The following is an 18,785-nucleotide window of genomic DNA, read 5'->3' as shown; positions in this document are numbered from 1 at the left end:
ATTATAAATTTTATTAAAAAAAATAAATTTGTGAATTCGTGGCAAACAAATAAACATAATAACATGCAAAAAATAAAAACAGCACTACTATCATACGGAATGTCGGGCAAGGTTTTTCATGCTCCTTTTTTAGACATTCATCCGGGTTTTGAATTATTAGGATCCTGGGAAAGAAGCAAAAAACTCATTCAGGCTGATTATCCAGAAGTTAAAAGTTACCCTTCGATAGAAGATTTATTAGCAGACGATGTTGATCTGGTAATTGTAAACACTCCAGTTGGTACACATTACGAATATGCCAAAAAAGTGCTTGAAGCAGGAAAACATGCTGTGGTTGAAAAAGCGTTTACGACAACAGTTGCCGAAGCTCAGGAATTAGCCAGACTGGCAGAAGAGAAAGGGGTAAAACTGGCCGTTTTTCAAAACAGGAGATGGGACAGTGATTTTAAAACCGTACAAAAAATAATCAACGACGGTGTTTTAGGGGAACTGATAGAAGCGGAGTTTCATTTTGACCGTTATAATCCGCTGTTAAGCCCAAAAGCACATAAAGAGACAGCAAATGACGGAGCCGGGGTTTTAAAAGATTTAGGACCGCATATTATAGACCAGGCAGTTTGTTTATTTGGTTCCCCAAAATCAGTTTTTGGCGATATCAGGATTACAAGAGAAAATTCGCTGGTAGATGACTGGATCGATTTATCCTTGATTTATGAGGATTTCAGAGTGCGTATAAAAGCAGGTTTTTTTGTGAGAGAAGCCAATCCGGCTTATACGATTCATGGCAGGAAAGGTTCTTTTTTAAAACCCCGCGGTGATGTTCAGGAAGATGAATTAAAAATAGGTAAAAAACCCAATTTAGAAGACTGGGGAACAGAGCCCGAAAATCTGCAGGGGCTGCTTCATACTGAAATTAACGGAAAAATAATCCGTGAAGAAATACCAACGCTGCCGGGCAATTATTTTTCATTTTTCGACGGTGTTTTCAATTCCATTACAAACAATGTTACAGAACCTGTCACGGCTCAGGATGGCGTAAAAGTAATGCAGATTATTGAGGCGGCGATTGCAAGCACTGAACAGCGTACAGTAATTAATTTATAAAAATAGAGATCAAATAATCGTAGAGACGCATAGTGCGTCTCTTTTTTTATACATGAAAAAAGGTACTTGCGCAGTCTGTAAAAATTAGAAGGCAAAAGCACGTAATTTATAAACAATAACGTTGTAAATAAGCCAGTGATTTGTAACTTTAAGTAAATAAGCCGCTTTTTTGTACTTTTATGTTATAATCCTTAAAATATACTGATTTTGATAAACTTCAATCCATTACAGCTTTTTCAGACTAAAGGAAAAATCAAGAAAGTTTTTAGAGAAGCCAAAGCCTCTTATTTAAACCGGATTCGTTTTGCCGTTGGAATGTTTTATTTTGGAATGGGATTAAGTTTTGCCACCTGGGCAAGCCGTATTCCGGATATCAAAACGGCGCTGCATTTAACTGAAGGAGATCTGGGTTCGATACTTTTTGCCCTGCCAATGGGACAATTGATTGTTATGCCGTTTTCAGGAAAAATGGTGACCAAATTTGGAAGCCACAGAATTCTGATTTTCTCCCTGATTATGTATGTTTTATGTCTGGCGAATCTGGGTGTGGCTACAACCGGGCTGCAGTTATCAATTGGATTGTTCCTGTTTGGATTGTTTGGAAACCTGGCCAATATCGCCGTAAACACACAAGGGGTTTATACCGAAGTGCTTTTCAAAAAAACAATCATGTCTTCTTTTCACGGTATGTGGAGTTTTGCCGGATTTACAGGAGCATTGGTTGGTTTGGGAATGCTGGCTTTAAAGCTGTCTCCACTGCACCATTTTTTGATTGTTGGAGGAATTGTTCTCTTAATGATAGCTTTCAATTTTCAGTTCTTAATCAGAGCCAAAGAAAAAATCAAACACAATACCGAAAAGAAAAAAATGTTCACCAAACCAGACAGCACTTTACTCTGGCTGGGGGTTATAGGTTTTTGCAGTATGGCCAGCGAAGGGGTTATGTTTGACTGGAGCGGTGTTTATTTTAAAGATGTTGTAAAAGCTCCGGGACCATTGGTAGTTTTAGGGTATACTTCGTTTATGATTATGATGGCCGGCGGAAGGTTTTTAGGCGATGGACTTATTAATAAATTTGGACGGGAACGTGTTATGCAGATCAGCGGTGTCATGATTTCTGCAGGACTTTTTGCGGCTGTTTTTCTGCCGTATATTATTCCGTGTACCATTGCATTCATGGCGGTTGGTTTAGGCGTTGCCACAATTGTACCAACTGTTTACAGTCTGGCCGGAAAAAATCCGACAGTTCCTGCGGGTGAAGCTTTAACCATTGTGTCCAGTGTGAGTTTCCTTGGTTTTTTAATGGGACCTCCGGTAATTGGGCATATTGCACAGAATTTTGGGCTTAAGTTCTCTTTTGCCTTTATTGGTGTTTTTGGTGTCCTGATTGCTTTTATGGTCTCTAAAATAAGAACTTCAGAACATAATTAATTTAAAAGTATTACGGCTTTCTTAATTTTTTTCACATATTTTTTGTAAGAATTTATTTTAAATGTAATTTTTTTTTATATTTGAATTCAGGTTATTTGTATCAATAATAAGACACATTCTTTTCCAAAAACCAATTTTATCTTTTGAATAGAACTGTAAGCCTATTTGTAAAGTAATTGGAATTCTAATGGAAAAAAAATGCACAGTCTTTTTTATGGTATGGTGTTTTGGTTTTGCCTCTGCACAAAAAGAAATAACAGTTACCGGAATTGTTATTGATGCCCGAACCCAGAATCCGCTGGAAAATGTAGTTGTAACGATACAAAATACAGCTGTAATGCAGCTTACATCAAAGTCGGGGAAATTTGAACTTCATATATTTCCTCAAAAAGAACAGCTGCTTTTACTTCGAAACCAGGGATACAAAGATTTCCTTTTAAAATTCCGGTCCAATTCCGGACAGGATATTAACCTTGGAATATTACCTTTAGAAGATACGTATTCAGATGAAGTGCCGGCGGCATTGATCACTTTATCCGATAATGATCTGTCAGAGGATAACAGTTCTTCCGAAATGACTTCTGGTCTTCTGCAGTCTTCAAGAGATATTTTTATGCAGTCTTCGGCATTCAGCTGGGGTCAGGCCCGATTCAGGATTCGGGGCCTTGACAGTGAAAACGGCACCATGATGCTCAACGGAATGATCATGAACAAAATGTATGACGGCAGGCCGCAGTGGAACAATTGGGGCGGACTGAACAATGTACTTCGCAATCAGGAATTTTCTGTTGGTACAGCAGCTTCTGATTATGCTTTTGGTGGTGTTTTAGGAACTCAGCAGATAATGACACGGGCATCTCTGTACCGAAAAGGAGCTCAGCTTACTTTTTCGGGCAGTAATACAACTTATATGTGGCGGGCCATCGCAAATTATGCATCAGGAATGACTGCTTCGGGCTGGGCCTATGCCCTTTCGGCCGGGAAAAGAGGGGCCGATGAAGGGTATTTTGAAGGTACCAGTTTTAATGCCGATTCTTTTTTTATGAGCATCGAAAAAAAGCTGAATGCGAAACATTCCCTCAATTTTTCCGGATTTTATACACCAAATTCCAGAGGAAGAAATTCTCCAAACACCAGTGAAGTAACCGATTTAATGGGAAAAAAATACAACTCGTATTGGGGATTTCAGAATGGTGAAAAACGAAACGCCAGGGTAAAAAACATTGAAGAACCCCTGCTGATGCTCAATCATTATTATAAAATGAACGAAAAAACAAAACTGAATACAGGCATTATGTATCAGTTTGGAAAAGTAGGAACCAGCAATATTGATTATCAAAATGCAGACAGCCCGGATCCGGTGTATTATCGAAAAATGCCGAGTTACTTTAGTTCGCTTTATGCCAAAGATCAGGGGGAATTTTCAGGTACATTTACTCCGGATTATGAAAATGCGGAGAAGAGTAAAACAGTATTTTTAGCCAATTCTCAAATAGACTGGGAATTGTTATACAGGGCTAATCAGAAATTAGGGGCCAATGGTTATGAACCGTCGCAAAGCCATTATGTAGTGTATGAAGACCGGACAGATGATAAGACTTTTGCAGTAAATTCAACTCTTAATACACAAATAAGTTCCAGTCTTTCTTTTGACGGAGGGATTTCCTTTCGGAATTTAAAATCACATAATTTTCAATACCTGCTGGACCTGCTTGGCGGAAAGTATTTTCTGGATATTGATCCGTTTTACAAAGGAAATTTTTCACAATCTGATTTGCAGCACCCGGATCGGGAAGTGCAGAAGGGAGATACTTATGGCTACAACTATCATTTTTTAGCCAATACTATTGATGTTTTTACACAGTTTAAATTCTCATATAATAAAACGGAATTCTATCTTTCACAGTCTTATACGGCATCCGGTTATCAGAGAGAAGGATTGTACCAAAACGGGATTTATGCGAACAATTCATTAGGAAAAAGCGAGAAAGTAAATTTTGAAAATTTTGGATTCAAAGGTGGATTCACCTATAAAATTTCGGGAAAACAATGGCTGTTTTTTAATGGTGCGCATTTAACGAGAGCACCTTCACTTCGAAATACTTTTTCAAATTCAAGACTTAATAATGCAGTAGTAAACGGAATTGAAAGTGAAAATATCAGCAGTGGGGAAGCAAATTATGTATATCGTTCGCCCAAATTGAAACTGCGTTTAACGGGCTATTATACTTTAATTAAAAATACCTCTAAAACTTCGTTCTTTTATGCCGAAGGAATTTTTGATAATGGAGCCGGTTATGATCCCACAGATGCTTTTGTGACGCAGACACTGACACAATTAGACAAGAAAAACACGGGAGCCGAACTGAGTTTTGAATACCAGATTTCATCAACTTTAAAAACCACTTTAGCAGCCGCTTACGGAAATTATATTTACAGCAGTAATCCAAATGTATGGGTAACCAATGATGCCAATGCTGCTAAAAACGGAGCACAAACCACGTTTGATTTTGGACGTGCTTACCTTAAAAATTATAAGCAGGCGGGGACACCTCAAAATGCTGTTTCGTTGGGTTTAGAATATCGGGATCCTAAATTTTGGTGGCTGGGGGCCAACATCAATTATCTGATGGATTGTTATATAGACGTATCGCCCATTGCAAGGACATCACAATTTTACAGCAATCCGGCCAATGGTTTTCCTTTTCCCGAAGCCACTGAAGAAAGAGGAAATGAACTGTTAAAACAGGAAAAATTTAATCCGGTTACTTTATTAAATGTCAATGGAGGAAAATCCTGGCGTATCCATAAAAAATATATCGGCCTTTTTGCCAGTGTTAACAATGTTCTGGACGGAATATACAAAACGGGAGGTTTTGAACAGGCCAGGAATGCTAATTTCAGATCATTAAATCAGGATATTTCCAGCGGTACGCCTTCTTTTGGACCTAAATATTACTATAGTTACGGAAGGACTTATTTTTTAAATCTCACAATTGGTTTATAAACAGAAAAATATAGTTATGAAAAATACAATCCTAAATTTCTTTTTGGTATCGACACTATTGCTGACCTTCGGCTGCAGTACAGAAATCGAGACACCTAAATTAGACTGTACACAACCGGATTTTGAAGTAAACAAAACCGTCGAAAAAGTGTATGAACTTTCAACAAACACGGCTAAACAGTATTCGTATGATGATATTATAGAAGCTTATGTCGTTTCAAGCGATGAAGGCGGGAATTTTTTTAAGACCATTTATTTTCAGACTAAAGGGACAGAAAGTACACCTGCCTTGGGATTTTGTGTTCCTGTAGAGGCATCAAATACTTATATTGATTACAGAATTGGCAATAAAGTATATGTAAAACTTAAAAATCAGTTTACAGATTTGTATTATGGCGGATTGCGAATAGGAAGCCTCTATGTCAGTAATTCCGGTGATCCTGCTGTTGGGCGGATTTCGCAGAACGAATATAAAAACGTGCTTAATGCTTCCTGTACGGTTATAGACGAAAATCAACTGGTTGAATCACTTACTATTGAACAGGCATTAGGAGATAGTAAATTAAACACTTTGATAGAATTAAATGACGTTGAATTTACAGAATCGGCCATTGGTCGTCGTTATTTTGAAGAATCAAATAATATTGGAGGTTCAACAAATTGGAGCCTGAGAGATAAAACAGGAAATCAGATGATCTTCAGAACCAGCAGTTATGCCAAATTTGCGGATCATTTTGTACCAGAAGGAAGCGGAAAAGTAAGAGGGATTTTAACCAAATATGGTTCTGATTATCAGTTGATAGTTCGTAATGAAAATGATGTCGTACTGGATGGAAAAAGAAGCATCCCTTTTTTTGCCGAAGATTTCCAGTCGGTTAAAAACAATGTCAATTTTGCGCTTCCGGGCTGGAGTAATATAGTCGAAAAAGCGGCTAAACTATGGAAAAGTATGGTATATAGCGGAAACGGCTATGCCGAGTTCAATACGACAAGTACAACCGCTGCCGAAAATATAGCCTGGCTTGTTTCTCCTAAAATCGACCTTTCGGGTTATAAAAATGCCGTGTTGTCTTTTAGAAGTGCACAGCATGATTTGAAAGTAGATTCGCCTTTAAACACGCTTGAAGTATATGTTTCGGAAAACTTTGACGGTGCGGCTGTTTCAAAAGCCAAATGGACAAAACTGGAAGCTAAAGTGGCTTCACTGTCTACACCCACAAGAGCATTTATTAGTTCAGGCGGAATAGATTTATCTTCCTATTCAGGAAAAGTTACTATAGCTTTTCGATATGTGGGATCCGGAAAAGATAAAACGCTTAACGGAGCTTTTATGGTAGATGATATAAAGATTTTTGGAGAGAAATAAGGATTGATTTTAAATAATGAAATTAATAGGCTGGTTTTTAGTTATTTATTGAAAAATAAATAGTTTTTGAAGTTTGAATTCCCGAAATATAAGAGAATTTTGTATTTTGGTCATCCCAAATCAATACAAAAACAACATGAAAACCTACTTTATTGCCATCCTAATGATGGTGTTTCCATTCCTGATGCAAAGTCAGGACAATGTTAGATTAAAGCAGATCAATATTGTAAAAACGAATTATCAGAATTCTAAAGACGGTGAAATTGTTAACAAAACGCTGGTTTTTAAAGACGGTAAACTACAAACGATAACCACTTCAGATGTAGTACAGCATTTCTTTTATAACAAAAAAGGACTACTGGATATGACGGTTAAAGATAAGGTAGGGAGCGACTGGAAAGAAGTAGTGAACTATACTTACGACGCTGATAATAACATCACCAAATTTGTAAAAAAATATCAGGAAGGGCCTAATTATATTACCAAAACTGTGGCATTTGTTTATGAAGGTGCGCGTGTAAAAGTAACTACTAAAAAGAGTACCAACCATCAGAATCTGGTAGACGATATTGAATATCTGGTAGAAAACGGAATTATTACAAGACGTACTTCCAGAGACCGAAACAAAGCCATTATTGGAAAAATCGAGTATGTGTATGTAAACGATAATGTTTCAAAACATAAAGGGCTGGTTGGGGATAAAATCTCGAAATCATATACATATGATGATAAAAAATCAGTTGATCAGTTAATTGTACAAAGTTTGTTTGGAGATAATTACAAAGTAATTGTGCCTATGATTTCGTATCATGAAGACGAATTTCCTTTTGAATCAATTTCGTATAACAACGAAGTAAATTTCAGTCCCTCATCAGCAGTTTTAGTAGCCGTGAGCAGGAAGTATAAATACAATAAATTAAACTATCCAATTTCCTGTTCCCAAATAGAAGAAAACGGAATTGTAAAAACAGAAAAAACATTTATTTACGAATAAAATAGTTTACTCATAAGTGCCAGACCATTTATAAGTTAGCTTTTAAGAGCTGATTTATAAATGGTTTGTTTTTTGTCAGAATTTAAAATTGAAATTCTATAATGGTAAGTAGTGTACAAATGATTAAATTTGCATCTTATTTTAAGATATGCTGGATAAAGAAATTATAAATTTTGAGAGAACGGTTGTTGTAGGTATCGTAACTCAAAACCAAAGTGAGGAAAAGCTTAATGAATATTTAGACGAATTAGAGTTTCTGACTTTTACTGCAGGAGGTGAGGTTATGAGACGCTTTTCGCAAAAAATGGAACGCCCGAATCCCAAGACTTTTGTAGGGACAGGAAAAATAGACGAAATCAATCTTTTTGTAAAAGAGAATAAAATATCGACTGTAATTTTTGATGATGAATTATCACCATCACAGCAAAAGAATATTTCGAGAATCATAGATTGTAAAATTCTGGACAGAACCAATCTGATCCTGGATATTTTTGCACAGAGAGCTGAGACTTCTTATGCAAGAACGCAGGTAGAACTGGCCCAATGCCAGTATTTGCTGCCAAGACTTTCCGGTTTATGGACACACCTTGAACGTCAAAAAGGAGGTATTGGTATGCGTGGTCCCGGGGAAACAGAGATTGAAACGGACAGACGTATTGTACGTGACCGAATTTCGTTGCTGAAAGAGAAAATTAAAACGATCGATAAACAAATGAGTATTCAGAGAAGCAACCGCGGCGCTATGGTTCGTGTTGCTCTGGTGGGATATACCAACGTTGGAAAATCGACTTTGATGAATGCCATTGGAAAAAGTGAAGTTTTTGTCGAAAACAAATTGTTTGCCACTCTCGATACTACTGTTCGAAAAGTGGTCATCAAAAACCTGCCTTTTCTACTTTCGGATACCGTTGGATTTATCCGAAAACTGCCAACACAGCTGGTAGATTCTTTTAAAAGTACACTCGATGAGGTTCGTGAAGCTGATTTGCTTTTGCATGTTGTTGATATTTCACATTCGGATTTCGAAGATCATATCGAATCTGTAAATCAGATCCTGCAGGAAATCAAAAGCAATGACAAACCAACGATTATGGTTTTTAATAAAATCGATGCTTATAAACACCTGACGATCGATGAAGACGATTTAATTACGGAAAGAACGAGAAGACACTGGACACTGGATGAATGGAAACAAACCTGGATGAGTAATGTAGGGCAGGACAAAGCACTGTTTATTTCTGCGGCAAAAAAAGAAAATTTTGAAGAATTCAGGGAAATTGTTTACGAAGCTGTCCGCCAGATTCATATTACCAGATTTCCTTATAATAACTTTTTGTATCCGGACTATAAGGATGCTGTTGAAAAGGAAGATGAATAAAATAGAAACGGTTTTTGATTTCCCAAAAGCCGTTTTTTTATTGCTGTTATCTGAGTGCGCTTTACTTTTTCTTTGTTTTAGCTCTTTTTACAGATTTAGCCTCGCCTGGACACAATAAATCTTCCAATGAATCAGGAGTTAGTTTGCCTTTTAACTTATTTAATAAAGAAAAGTGTCTATTAAAAAGTAATAGTATTACCTCTGGAGAGTCTAAATCAGACTTCTTTTCTGCAGCTATACATTCAGTAAAATTGGAAGCGGTTTTGTTGTCAATTGTTATATTTTTAAAAAAGCTGTTTTCAAAATACAGCGTCTTTCCTTCATCTAAGGAGACAATTTTATATATTCCGGCTTTTGCAATTTTTTCTCTACAGGGTTTGTCTTTATGCCCTTCGATACAGACCATGTAATTTGATGGACAAGAATAAAATCTTGCAAATAAAAATGGCTTTTTTGTTATATCATCATTACTTGTTTTTAAATTCTGTATAACTTTATTTTCCAGTGAATCTGCTGCTATGTTTTGAGCTTTACCGGCAAAACAAAAAAAGAACAGTAAAACAAGGATTGCAATTTTATTATTTTTCATTTCTGTGTTTTTTTGGCTGGATAATTTTAACCGGACTATTTTATTAAATGTTATAGATGTCCATACTTTTTCCTTATTCTGGCTCTTTCCAGTGATATGGGAATTGTTGGACATAGTATATCTTCTTCTGATTGTCTCATATTCATGGATTCAAATTCCTTTATTATAGAAAACTTAGCGTCAAGTAACAACATTCTAATGATTGGTTCGCGCCAGACCCTATTCCTGTCTTCTTCACACTCTTTGTCAGTAAGGAAAAAAAGGGTATTCTCTTCATTTAATGGTATTGGTGAAATGAAGTCATTTACAAAATATAAATTATTGTTTTTGCCATCAGAAATTATCTTGTAGACATAAGGGGCTGTATCTAAACATGGTTTGACATCAAATCCGTACAAACAGATGATATATTGGTTTCCGGGAATTGAATAAGTCATTATTACTTTTGAATACTTTTTTGAATCATCATTATTAATCAAATTTGGGTTTACAGTATGGTCTTTCTTTTTCTGTTTTTCCAGATAATCAAGAGCGGCCTTTTCTAGTGAATCTGATACAGTTGATTGAGCTTTAGCAGATATACAGAAAAGAAGTAAAAAGGTGAAAATTAGGGGTACTATCTTTTTCATTTTTAATAGTTCTATTGTATTCGTGATTTGAAATTTATTTCTACAGTAATAAATTTTCTGGAAGTTGCTTTTGAGGACAGTAAAGGAAAAATAGCTTTAGAAAGAAAGTCAGGAATACTTTGAACAATCTGTTTAAAAAAATGATTTAAGGATCTGTAGTTTGAGTTAATAGTATCCATGATATATTATTTTCCAGGTTATTTTTTAATCAAAGCTAAGATAAAAAAATACCCGTTTCTCTATTTTGAAAAACGGGTACATAAAAGTATGTGCCTTTATTAGGATTAAAATCCGAAATTGATTCCTAAACCAAACACTTCTCGGGTTTGAAGCCCTTTAAAGGCATTATCGTCATAAATGGCCTGAAAGGCTAAATTAGCCGAAAGGAACTTGTTTACTTTCATGATAATATTCAGAGAGTAATTGATGTCTACATTTTGAGGATCTTCCAGATAATTGGAATAAAGATTTAAGGTGTTTTCTGCCGTGACATTAGTCATAATAGCCAGTTTATAATACACAGAAGCATAAAAACCCAGCTCGTAACGCATGGTTTTGTTGGCATCGACACCAAAATAAGCTCCGTCGACATAAGGTAACCCCGTGTTTTGATCAATACCCGAGGTGTAAGCTCCGTCAACAAAAGTGAATTTCGAAGTTAAGGGTGCAAAGTTGATTTTTAAATTCTCGTCTTTAGACCAGTAAATACCGGGACCTGTAGTTAAGTAACCCGGAGACATAAACTTAGTGTTTTCTGTTCGGATTTCTTTACCATTGGCATCCTGACCGTAGATATAACCGGTTGTAAACTGAGTTCTGAAATTTAAGAAGTAAGAGTAATACCATTCGCCAAAGGCTTTTTTACCAAGAATGGAGTTAAACTCTAAACGGTCATCTGTCTTTTTTCCAAAATCAGAATTCTTTGTTTGTAAAAGCCCGTACGAAGCCAGAATTTTATTATCCCAGGTTAAATCGTCTTTTTTGTAATTGAAATCATAATTGATCCCCAAAGTACCGGAAAAACTGTCTTCACCTCCCGCAATCCAGTTATTAAAACTGGACTGGTTTAATAAAAGGGAAACAGTTCCTTTTGCTTTCCAGCCTTCCTCTTCAATAGTATCATTGATTTTTTTAACTGCTTTTTCTGTATTTTGAACGAGTTCTTTTTCCGAATTTTGTGCCTGAACAAAAGTAAAGTTCGCCACGATGCATAGTAAAAATGCCAGCTTTCTCATGGTTATTTAATTTAAGTGTATTACCAAATATACTAAAAACCAATTTAAAAATAAGGGATAAGGGCTTGTAAATGCAGGTTATTTCTTAGGTTCTTTGTATAAAGGTACTGCAGAACAAGCTTCGCCGTACATAATACTGCGGGCATATGGCTGTAAATAATTGGCAGCCAAAATATAAGCACGCATAGGTACCGGTTTTCTGGAACAGCCTTTTACTATAACAGGTTTACTTTTGTAAACAGAATAATCGATTTTACTTAAAATTTCTTCATATAAGCTGGCATCCAGATCCTCAAGGGTTCCGTTTACCACTTTTTTAGCATACGGTGCCAGATGAACACTCACGAGTATTAACGCCCAGGCCGGAATAATAGCATCTGTACTGCAGTGTACCGCAGCGTATTGATCCTGATATTGTGACCAGTCGTGATTTTTAAGATGTTCTCTAAAGTCTTTTTCTTTTAACAGGAATCCTTCCAAAAGCCATTGCGAAATATCAATCTGCACACGCATTCCTTTCGGATAATAATCCTCTAAATCAAAAACTTCTAAAGCACTGTTGGCAACTTTATTGATGATTTCTTCCATGTGAAAAATGGTTTCAAGTTTAAAGTTTCAGGTTTCATGTTACGCAGAACTTGAAACTTTAAACCTGAAACAAATATTAAAGCATTCCTAATTCTAATTTTGCTTCTTCGCTCATTAAATCTTTGCTCCAAGGCGGGTCAAAAGTAATTTCTACATCGACATCTTTGATGTTTTCAATGGTTTTTACTTTTTCTTCTACTTCTCTTGGTAAGCTTTCTGCAACCGGACAGTTTGGAGAGGTAAGTGTCATAAGGATTTTTACTTCGTAATCTGTATTGACCATCACGTCGTAAATTAATCCTAATTCATAAATATCTACAGGAATCTCAGGGTCGTAAATTCCTTTTAAAACTCTTACAATTGATTCTCCTAATTCGTTTGTGTCTATTTCTTGTTCCATTTGTTTTTGTTTTTTGAACACTAAGTGTTTTTATTTTTTACCATTAAGATATTAAGGAAATTAAGTTTTGCTTTGTGTATAAATAGTAAGCTTAATTTTCTTTTAACCAATAAGTAAATTAAGGATCGCATCTTTATGAAACTTAATGTCTTAATGGTTTTTAATTTAAAAAAATTAATTTTTGTTTTTTGAATCAAATGCCAAAGCGTACATTTTGATGTTTTTGATCATCGAAACCAAACCGTTGGCACGTGTTGCTGATAAATGTTCTTTTAAGCCTATTTCGTCAATAAAATCGGTGTCGGCTTCCAGGATATCTTTTGCTTTTTGATTAGAGAAAGCACGAATTAAAATCGCAATGATTCCTTTGGTCAGAATGGCATCGCTGTCTGCTGTGAAAACAATTTTATCGTCCTGTTCTTCTCCCTGAAGCCAGACTTTAGACTGACAGCCTTTAATGAGATTCTCGTCTACTTTGTAGTCTTCTTTGATTAACGGAAGACTTTTTCCAAGTTCGATGATGTATTCATAACGCTGCATCCAGTCGTCGAACATTGAAAATTCGTCTATTATTTCGTCTTGTATTTCTTTGATTGTCATAATTATTCTTTAGCAAAATCAACCAGTAAATTCACCAGTTTTTCTATTTCCTTTGGCGGGAAACCATTATCGAAACCTGTTGTTTCGTATGTTTTTTGATTTTGGGTTATTTTTAAATTTCCTATTGCGGCACCATCATAAAAACGTTTTTCGGTAGGCGCTTTTAAGGCAGAAAGGTTTTCTAAATTGATTTTAGCAAACTCAGCCGTAATTTTATTCCATTTCGAAGCATCAATTTTACTTTCAACAGGCTGCTGATCCCTTCCGTTTGTAACAGAAACAGTCTGATTTTGAACCACAATCTTTTTGAAATATCCTCTCGACATTGCGGAATATTCAATTTGAGTTGAAGTCATATCTGTTTTTTTCTGACTGCAGCATCCAGTCGCTATGAAAAGGGTTAAAAGCAATAAAGACAATATTCTCATAAAAATAGGTTTTAGCTTAACATGGTTTGCGCTTTCTTAACGGCTTCAACCATTAAATCAATTTCTTCTTTGGTATTGTAAAATGAGAAAGAAGCACGAATCGTTCCCGGAATACAGAAGAAATTCATAATAGGCTGGGCACAATGATGTCCGGTTCTGACCGCAATTCCTAATTTATCGATTATAGACCCAATATCATAAGGATGAATACCGTCAATATTAAACGAAATTACGGATGCTTTATTCTTTCCTGTTCCGTAGATTCTTAAACCTTCAATTTCAGACAGACGCTTTGTAGCATATTCTAAAAGCTCGTTTTCGTATTGCTGAATGTTCTCAAAACCAACACTATTTAAGTAATCAATTGCAGTTCCTAAAACAATTCCGCCTGCAATATTGGGTGTTCCGGCTTCAAATTTATGCGGCAGATCAGCGTAAGTTGTTTTTTCGAAAGTAACTTCTTTAATCATTTCACCGCCGCCCTGATAAGGAGGAAGTTTGTTTAACCATTCTTCTTTTCCGTAAAGAATTCCCGTTCCGGTTGGTCCGCACATTTTATGTCCTGAAAAAGCATAAAAATCACAGTCTAATTCCTGAACATCCGGTTTTAAATGCGGAACTGCCTGTGCGCCATCAATTAAAACTGCTGCTCCAGCTGAATGTGCTTTGTCAATAATATATTTAATTGGGTTAATGATTCCCAGCGCATTTGAAATATGATTTACCGTAACCACTTTTGTTTTTTCAGAAAGTAAAGCATCAAATTCTTCGAGGATTAATTCTCCATTTTCATTGATTGGAATTACTTTTAAAACAGCTCCCGTTTTTTCACATAACATCTGCCATGGCACGATGTTACTATGATGTTCTAAGGAAGAAACAATCACTTCGTCGCCTGGTTTTAAAATAGAAGCAAAACCGTTTGTAACTAAGTTAATTCCATGAGTTGTTCCTGAAGTAAAAAGTACTTCGTGAGCAAATCTGGCATTGATATGGTCTTTTACCTTGCCTCGGGAAATCTCGTAAGCATCGGTAGCTAATTGACTTAAAGTATGAACGCCTCGATGAATATTAGCATTGATTTCGTGATAATATTTTACTTCTGCCTCAATTACGGCCTGCGGTTTTTGCGAAGTAGCTCCGTTATCGAAATATACTAATGGTTTTCCGTTTACAGTTTGTGAAAGTATTGGAAAATCGGCTCTTATTTTTTGGATATCTAACATGTCTTATTTAGAAAAAATCTATGTACAAAAGTACTAAAACTAAATTTGTTTATACAGCAATTCTATAATTTCCTTTTATGATACCATTGTTACAGGCCGTAAATGCTGATTTGGTAAAAAACAATTCGGTTTTCTGAATTATCCGAACCGGATTTGTAATTTGTACTGTAAAAACGTGAACATAAATTATTTATATTGCAATAAAAATACTAACATATCATGAAAAAATTTCTCAAAGTATTGCTGCTTGCAGTGGTTCTCGCTTTTTTGTATTTCGGATTTACGACCTATCCGAAGCTTGATTTGATTTCTGGTTTTTCTGCCAAAAGTGTTGCATCTGGACACTTTATTGACAATCGACCGTTGGATTTAATCCAAAAAACAGACAATGATATCGACATGATTGATTTGGCGAAAAACTCGATTGACGATGCAGGAAAATTTGCTATTTCTTCTGTTTACGGACTTAAAGAAAGAAAAGCCATTTATCGCGAAGGTTTGGGAGCAACTTTGATTAATGATAACTATGATCTTTCAAAACCTTATCTGCTTCCAAAAAGAACGAAGCTCGAAAACAATCTTCCTTTCCCGTACGGGAATAACGAACCTAAAGATACTGCATTTTCGAATGTTGATTATTCGAAATTAAAAAAAGCGGTAGATAATGCTTTTGATAAAACGGGTGCAAGAATTAAAAGAACCCGCGCTGTTGTGGTTTTGTATAAAGATCATTTGATTGCTGAAAAATACGATACTGGTTTTAATAAAGACAGTAAGATTTTAGGCTGGTCAATGACTAAAAGTATCACAAGTTCTGCTTTTGGGGTTTTGGCAAAACAAGGGAAAATTGATATTTATAAACCTGCTCCAATCAAAGAATGGCAGAACGATGAGCGTAAAAACATTACGATCAATGATTTGCTTCACATGAATTCTGGTTTAGAATGGGAAGAGAATTACAGCACAATTTGCGATGCCACAAAAATGCTTTTTCAGGCCGAAGATATGGGAAAAGTGCAAATGGATAAACCAGCAAAATATAAACCCAATACACATTGGTATTATTCTTCTGGAACGACCAATTTATTATCGAGAATTTTAAGAAGCCAATTTAAAACCCAACAGGAATATCTTGATTTTTGGTACAGTGCCATAATCGACAAAATTGGAATGAATTCGATGATTGTGGAACAAGATATGTCAGGAACTTTTGTAGGTTCGTCTTACGGATGGGCAACACCACGCGACTGGTCTAAGTTTGGATTACTATATCTAAGAAAAGGAAACTGGAACGGCGAGCAAATTCTTGATGAAAGCTGGGTAAAATATACAGCAACGCCAACCAATACTTCTGAAGGAAAATATGGAGCACAATTCTGGCTAAACGTCGGAGGGAAATTCCCGGATGTTCCTCGTGATATGTTTTATTGCAGTGGTTACCAAGGTCAGATGGTGGCAATTATTCCATCTAAAGATATGGTAATTGTGAGAATGGGAGTGAGAGAAGATGAACCCGGATTTGATTTTAATGGGTTTTTGAAGGAGGTTATTGCTTCTGTTGGAAAATAAAATTTAACCGCAAAGGCGCAAAGTAAAAAGCGCAAAGTTCGCAAAAGTTTATTAAAAAACTTTGCGAACTTTGCGTAACCTTTGTGTCTTTGCGGTAAAACCTGACTACAAATCAAACCCTAAATTCACGCCTAATTTCATGGCAATGATTTTAGTAATTCTTTGTTTTAATTCAGGTATTTTAATGCTTTCGATAACAGCATTTGAGAATGCGTACATCAATAAAGCTTTAGCTTCTTTTTTCGGGATTCCGCGTGACTGCATGTAGAACATGGCTGTTTCGTCAAGCTGTCCAACCGTACATCCGTGAGAACATTTTACGTCATCGGCAAAAATCTCTAACTGCGGTTTTGCATTGATCGTTGCTTTGTCGCTTAATAAAATATTGTTGCTTTTTTGGAAAGCATTTGTTTTTTGAGCTTCTTTTTCAACCAAAACTTTTCCGTTGAAAACTCCAGTCGAACGATCAGAGAAAATTCCTTTATAATCCTGGAAACTTTCGCAGTTTGGTGTTGCGTGGTTTACCAAAGTATAATGATCAACATGTTGTTTGTCATTCAAAATAGAAATTCCGTTTAACGTACTGGTTAATCTCTCTCCGAAATGGTAAAAGTTTAAGTTGTTACGCGTCAGATTTCCTCCAAAAGAGAAAGTATGAACCGAAGCGTGACTTTCTTGCTGCTGCGACACATAAGTGTTGTCAACTAAGTTTGCTTCGCTGTTATCGTTTTGGATTTTATAATAATCTACAATCGCACGTTTCTGAGCAAAAATCTCCGTAACCGAATTGGTTAAAACCGGATTTTCATTCAAACTTTGGTGACGCTCAATAATCTGAACATGTGAATTTTCACCCACAATTACCAAATTTCTTGGCTGAACCATTAAAGCCGATTCGTTTCCTGTTGAGAAATACATGATCTCAATTGGTTTATCAGCTACTTTTTTCTTTGGGATATTGATAAAAGCGCCTTCAATTGCAAAAGCCGTATTCAATGAAGTCAAGCTGTCATCTTTACTTGCAATTTGATTGAAGTAGGTATCAATAACCATTTTATATTTTGGTTTGGTCAATGCCGATGACATTAAGCAAACATCGATTCCGTCGTGAGTTGTAGAAGATAAATGCGAACTGAAAACACCATCAATAAATACTAATTTATAAGTATCAATTTCGTGTAAAAAGTATTTTTTTACCTGATTGAATTCGATTGCATTTTCCTGCTTAGGAAAAACCGTAAAGTCATTTTTTAAGATGGCGTTTAACGATGTGTATTTCCAGGCTTCTTCTTTTTTGGTTGGAAAACCTTTATTTTCGAAGTTTTTTATAGCATTGGTACGTATGTCATGTAAATCTGAATGTACATCGACACGCTCCTCAAAAGCCATAAAAGACGATACTAATTTTTCTTTTAAATCCATTTCTTTAGTTATAAGTTATGAGTTATAAGTTATGAGTTTGGTAAACTGTAAACTGTAACTGTAAACTAGTTTTCTGCTTTGATCCAGTCGTATCCTTTTTCTTCTAATTCGTAAGCCAATTCTTTTCCTCCGGATTTTACGATTCTTCCGTTGTAAAGAACGTGAACGAAATCAGGAACGATATAGTCTAATAAACGCTGGTAGTGAGTGATTACGATAATAGCGTTTTTGTCGCTTTTTAATTTGTTTACACCGTTGGCAACGATTCTTAAAGCGTCGATATCAAGACCAGAATCGGTTTCGTCAAGGATGGCCAATTTTGGCTCTAACATTGCCATTTGGAAAATCTCGTTTCTTTTTTTCTCTCCTCCGGAAAATCCTTCGTTAAGAGAACGGGAAAGAAATTTACGGTCGATTTCTAATAACTCTGATTTCTCACGAATCACTTTCAGCATTTCGTTAGCCGGCATTTCTTCTTGTCCGTTTGCTTTACGGGTTTCGTTGATAGCCGTTTTCATGAAGTTGGTAACGCTGACTCCAGGAATTTCTACCGGATATTGAAAAGAAAGGAAAACGCCTTTATGTGCTCTTTCTTCTGGAGCTAAATCACCAAGATCTTCTCCGTCAAGGATTACTTCACCATCTGTAACTTCATAGTTTTCGTTTCCTGCAATAACAGCAGAAAGTGTACTTTTTCCGGAACCGTTTGGTCCCATGATAGCGTGTACTTCGCCGGCTTTAACTTCTATATTAATTCCCTTAAGGATTTCTTTATCACCAATCGCGGCGTGAAGGTTTTTTATTGATAACATTGTTCTT

At 35.9% G+C, this 18,785-nt stretch carries 17 protein-coding genes; 7 read left to right on the top strand and 10 right to left on the bottom strand.

Annotated elements, in window-relative coordinates; translation table 11 throughout:
* Window positions 1–63: 63 nt before the first annotated feature.
* From ACODST_RS19455 to hflX, 6 genes are all read left to right on the top strand, one after another.
* Window positions 64–1,104: a Gfo/Idh/MocA family oxidoreductase gene (locus ACODST_RS19455; protein ID WP_488933749.1), complete on the top strand. Its 1,041-nt coding sequence runs from the start codon at window positions 64–66 to the stop codon at window positions 1,102–1,104.
* A gap of 207 nt (window positions 1,105–1,311) precedes the next feature.
* The gene (locus ACODST_RS19450) at window positions 1,312–2,535 is read left to right on the top strand and encodes an MFS transporter (RefSeq protein ID WP_488933748.1); all 1,224 of its coding nucleotides are present in this window, start codon (window positions 1,312–1,314) and stop codon (window positions 2,533–2,535) included.
* A 187-nt stretch (window positions 2,536–2,722) separates the two neighbouring features.
* Window positions 2,723–5,542 carry a carboxypeptidase-like regulatory domain-containing protein gene (locus ACODST_RS19445; protein ID WP_488933747.1) on the top strand — a complete coding sequence of 940 codons (2,820 nt, stop codon included), beginning with the start codon at window positions 2,723–2,725 and terminating at the stop codon, window positions 5,540–5,542.
* Between the two features lie 16 nt (window positions 5,543–5,558).
* Entirely contained in the window at window positions 5,559–6,908 is a 1,350-nt protein-coding gene (locus ACODST_RS19440) for a DUF5689 domain-containing protein (RefSeq protein WP_488933746.1), read from the top strand.
* A 136-nt stretch (window positions 6,909–7,044) separates the two neighbouring features.
* Entirely contained in the window at window positions 7,045–7,902 is an 858-nt protein-coding gene (locus ACODST_RS19435; protein ID WP_488933745.1) for a hypothetical protein, read from the top strand.
* A gap of 148 nt (window positions 7,903–8,050) precedes the next feature.
* Window positions 8,051–9,280, top strand: coding sequence for a GTPase HflX (hflX, locus tag ACODST_RS19430; protein ID WP_488933744.1), 1,230 nt, complete (start codon window positions 8,051–8,053; stop codon window positions 9,278–9,280).
* Between the two features lie 61 nt (window positions 9,281–9,341).
* Here hflX and ACODST_RS19425 read toward each other — a convergent pair whose 3' ends face one another.
* The 8 genes from ACODST_RS19425 to ACODST_RS19390 all read right to left on the bottom strand — a co-directional run bounded on the left by ACODST_RS19425 (window position 9,342) and on the right by ACODST_RS19390 (window position 14,975).
* Window positions 9,342–9,869 carry a hypothetical protein gene (locus ACODST_RS19425; RefSeq protein WP_488933743.1) on the bottom strand — a complete coding sequence of 176 codons (528 nt, stop codon included), beginning with the start codon at window positions 9,867–9,869 and terminating at the stop codon, window positions 9,342–9,344.
* A 50-nt stretch (window positions 9,870–9,919) separates the two neighbouring features.
* On the bottom strand, window positions 9,920–10,498 hold the full coding sequence (locus ACODST_RS19420) for a hypothetical protein (protein ID WP_488933742.1): 579 nt from the start codon (window positions 10,496–10,498) through the stop codon (window positions 9,920–9,922).
* 284 nt (window positions 10,499–10,782) lie between these two features.
* Window positions 10,783–11,733 carry a DUF3078 domain-containing protein gene (locus ACODST_RS19415; RefSeq protein WP_488933741.1) on the bottom strand — a complete coding sequence of 317 codons (951 nt, stop codon included), beginning with the start codon at window positions 11,731–11,733 and terminating at the stop codon, window positions 10,783–10,785.
* A gap of 78 nt (window positions 11,734–11,811) precedes the next feature.
* Window positions 11,812–12,321, bottom strand: a complete 510-nt coding sequence (locus ACODST_RS19410; RefSeq protein ID WP_488933740.1) for a DUF2480 family protein — start codon at window positions 12,319–12,321, stop codon at window positions 11,812–11,814.
* 76 nt (window positions 12,322–12,397) lie between these two features.
* Complete coding sequence (locus tag ACODST_RS19405; protein WP_012023258.1) at window positions 12,398–12,721, bottom strand: SUF system Fe-S cluster assembly protein; 324 nt, start codon at window positions 12,719–12,721, stop codon at window positions 12,398–12,400.
* Between the two features lie 174 nt (window positions 12,722–12,895).
* Window positions 12,896–13,321 carry a SufE family protein gene (locus tag ACODST_RS19400; protein WP_488933739.1) on the bottom strand — a complete coding sequence of 142 codons (426 nt, stop codon included), beginning with the start codon at window positions 13,319–13,321 and terminating at the stop codon, window positions 12,896–12,898.
* A gap of 2 nt (window positions 13,322–13,323) precedes the next feature.
* On the bottom strand, window positions 13,324–13,749 hold the full coding sequence (locus ACODST_RS19395; protein WP_488933738.1) for a hypothetical protein: 426 nt from the start codon (window positions 13,747–13,749) through the stop codon (window positions 13,324–13,326).
* Between the two features lie 11 nt (window positions 13,750–13,760).
* Window positions 13,761–14,975 carry an aminotransferase class V-fold PLP-dependent enzyme gene (locus tag ACODST_RS19390; protein WP_488933737.1) on the bottom strand — a complete coding sequence of 405 codons (1,215 nt, stop codon included), beginning with the start codon at window positions 14,973–14,975 and terminating at the stop codon, window positions 13,761–13,763.
* A 219-nt stretch (window positions 14,976–15,194) separates the two neighbouring features.
* Between ACODST_RS19390 and ACODST_RS19385 the strand changes: the two genes are divergently transcribed.
* Window positions 15,195–16,544 carry a serine hydrolase domain-containing protein gene (locus ACODST_RS19385; RefSeq protein WP_488933736.1) on the top strand — a complete coding sequence of 450 codons (1,350 nt, stop codon included), beginning with the start codon at window positions 15,195–15,197 and terminating at the stop codon, window positions 16,542–16,544.
* Between the two features lie 105 nt (window positions 16,545–16,649).
* Here ACODST_RS19385 and sufD read toward each other — a convergent pair whose 3' ends face one another.
* Window positions 16,650–17,966: a Fe-S cluster assembly protein SufD gene (gene sufD / locus ACODST_RS19380; RefSeq protein WP_488933735.1), complete on the bottom strand. Its 1,317-nt coding sequence runs from the start codon at window positions 17,964–17,966 to the stop codon at window positions 16,650–16,652.
* 65 nt (window positions 17,967–18,031) lie between these two features.
* The gene (sufC, locus tag ACODST_RS19375; protein WP_163391696.1) at window positions 18,032–18,778 is read right to left on the bottom strand and encodes a Fe-S cluster assembly ATPase SufC; all 747 of its coding nucleotides are present in this window, start codon (window positions 18,776–18,778) and stop codon (window positions 18,032–18,034) included.
* Between the last annotated feature and the right edge of the window lie 7 nt (window positions 18,779–18,785).

The sequence above is a fragment of the Flavobacterium sp. FG19 genome (assembly GCF_057809475.1).
The sequence above is the reverse complement of the archived record's forward strand: the minus strand, read 5'-3'. Positions and strand labels throughout refer to the sequence as shown.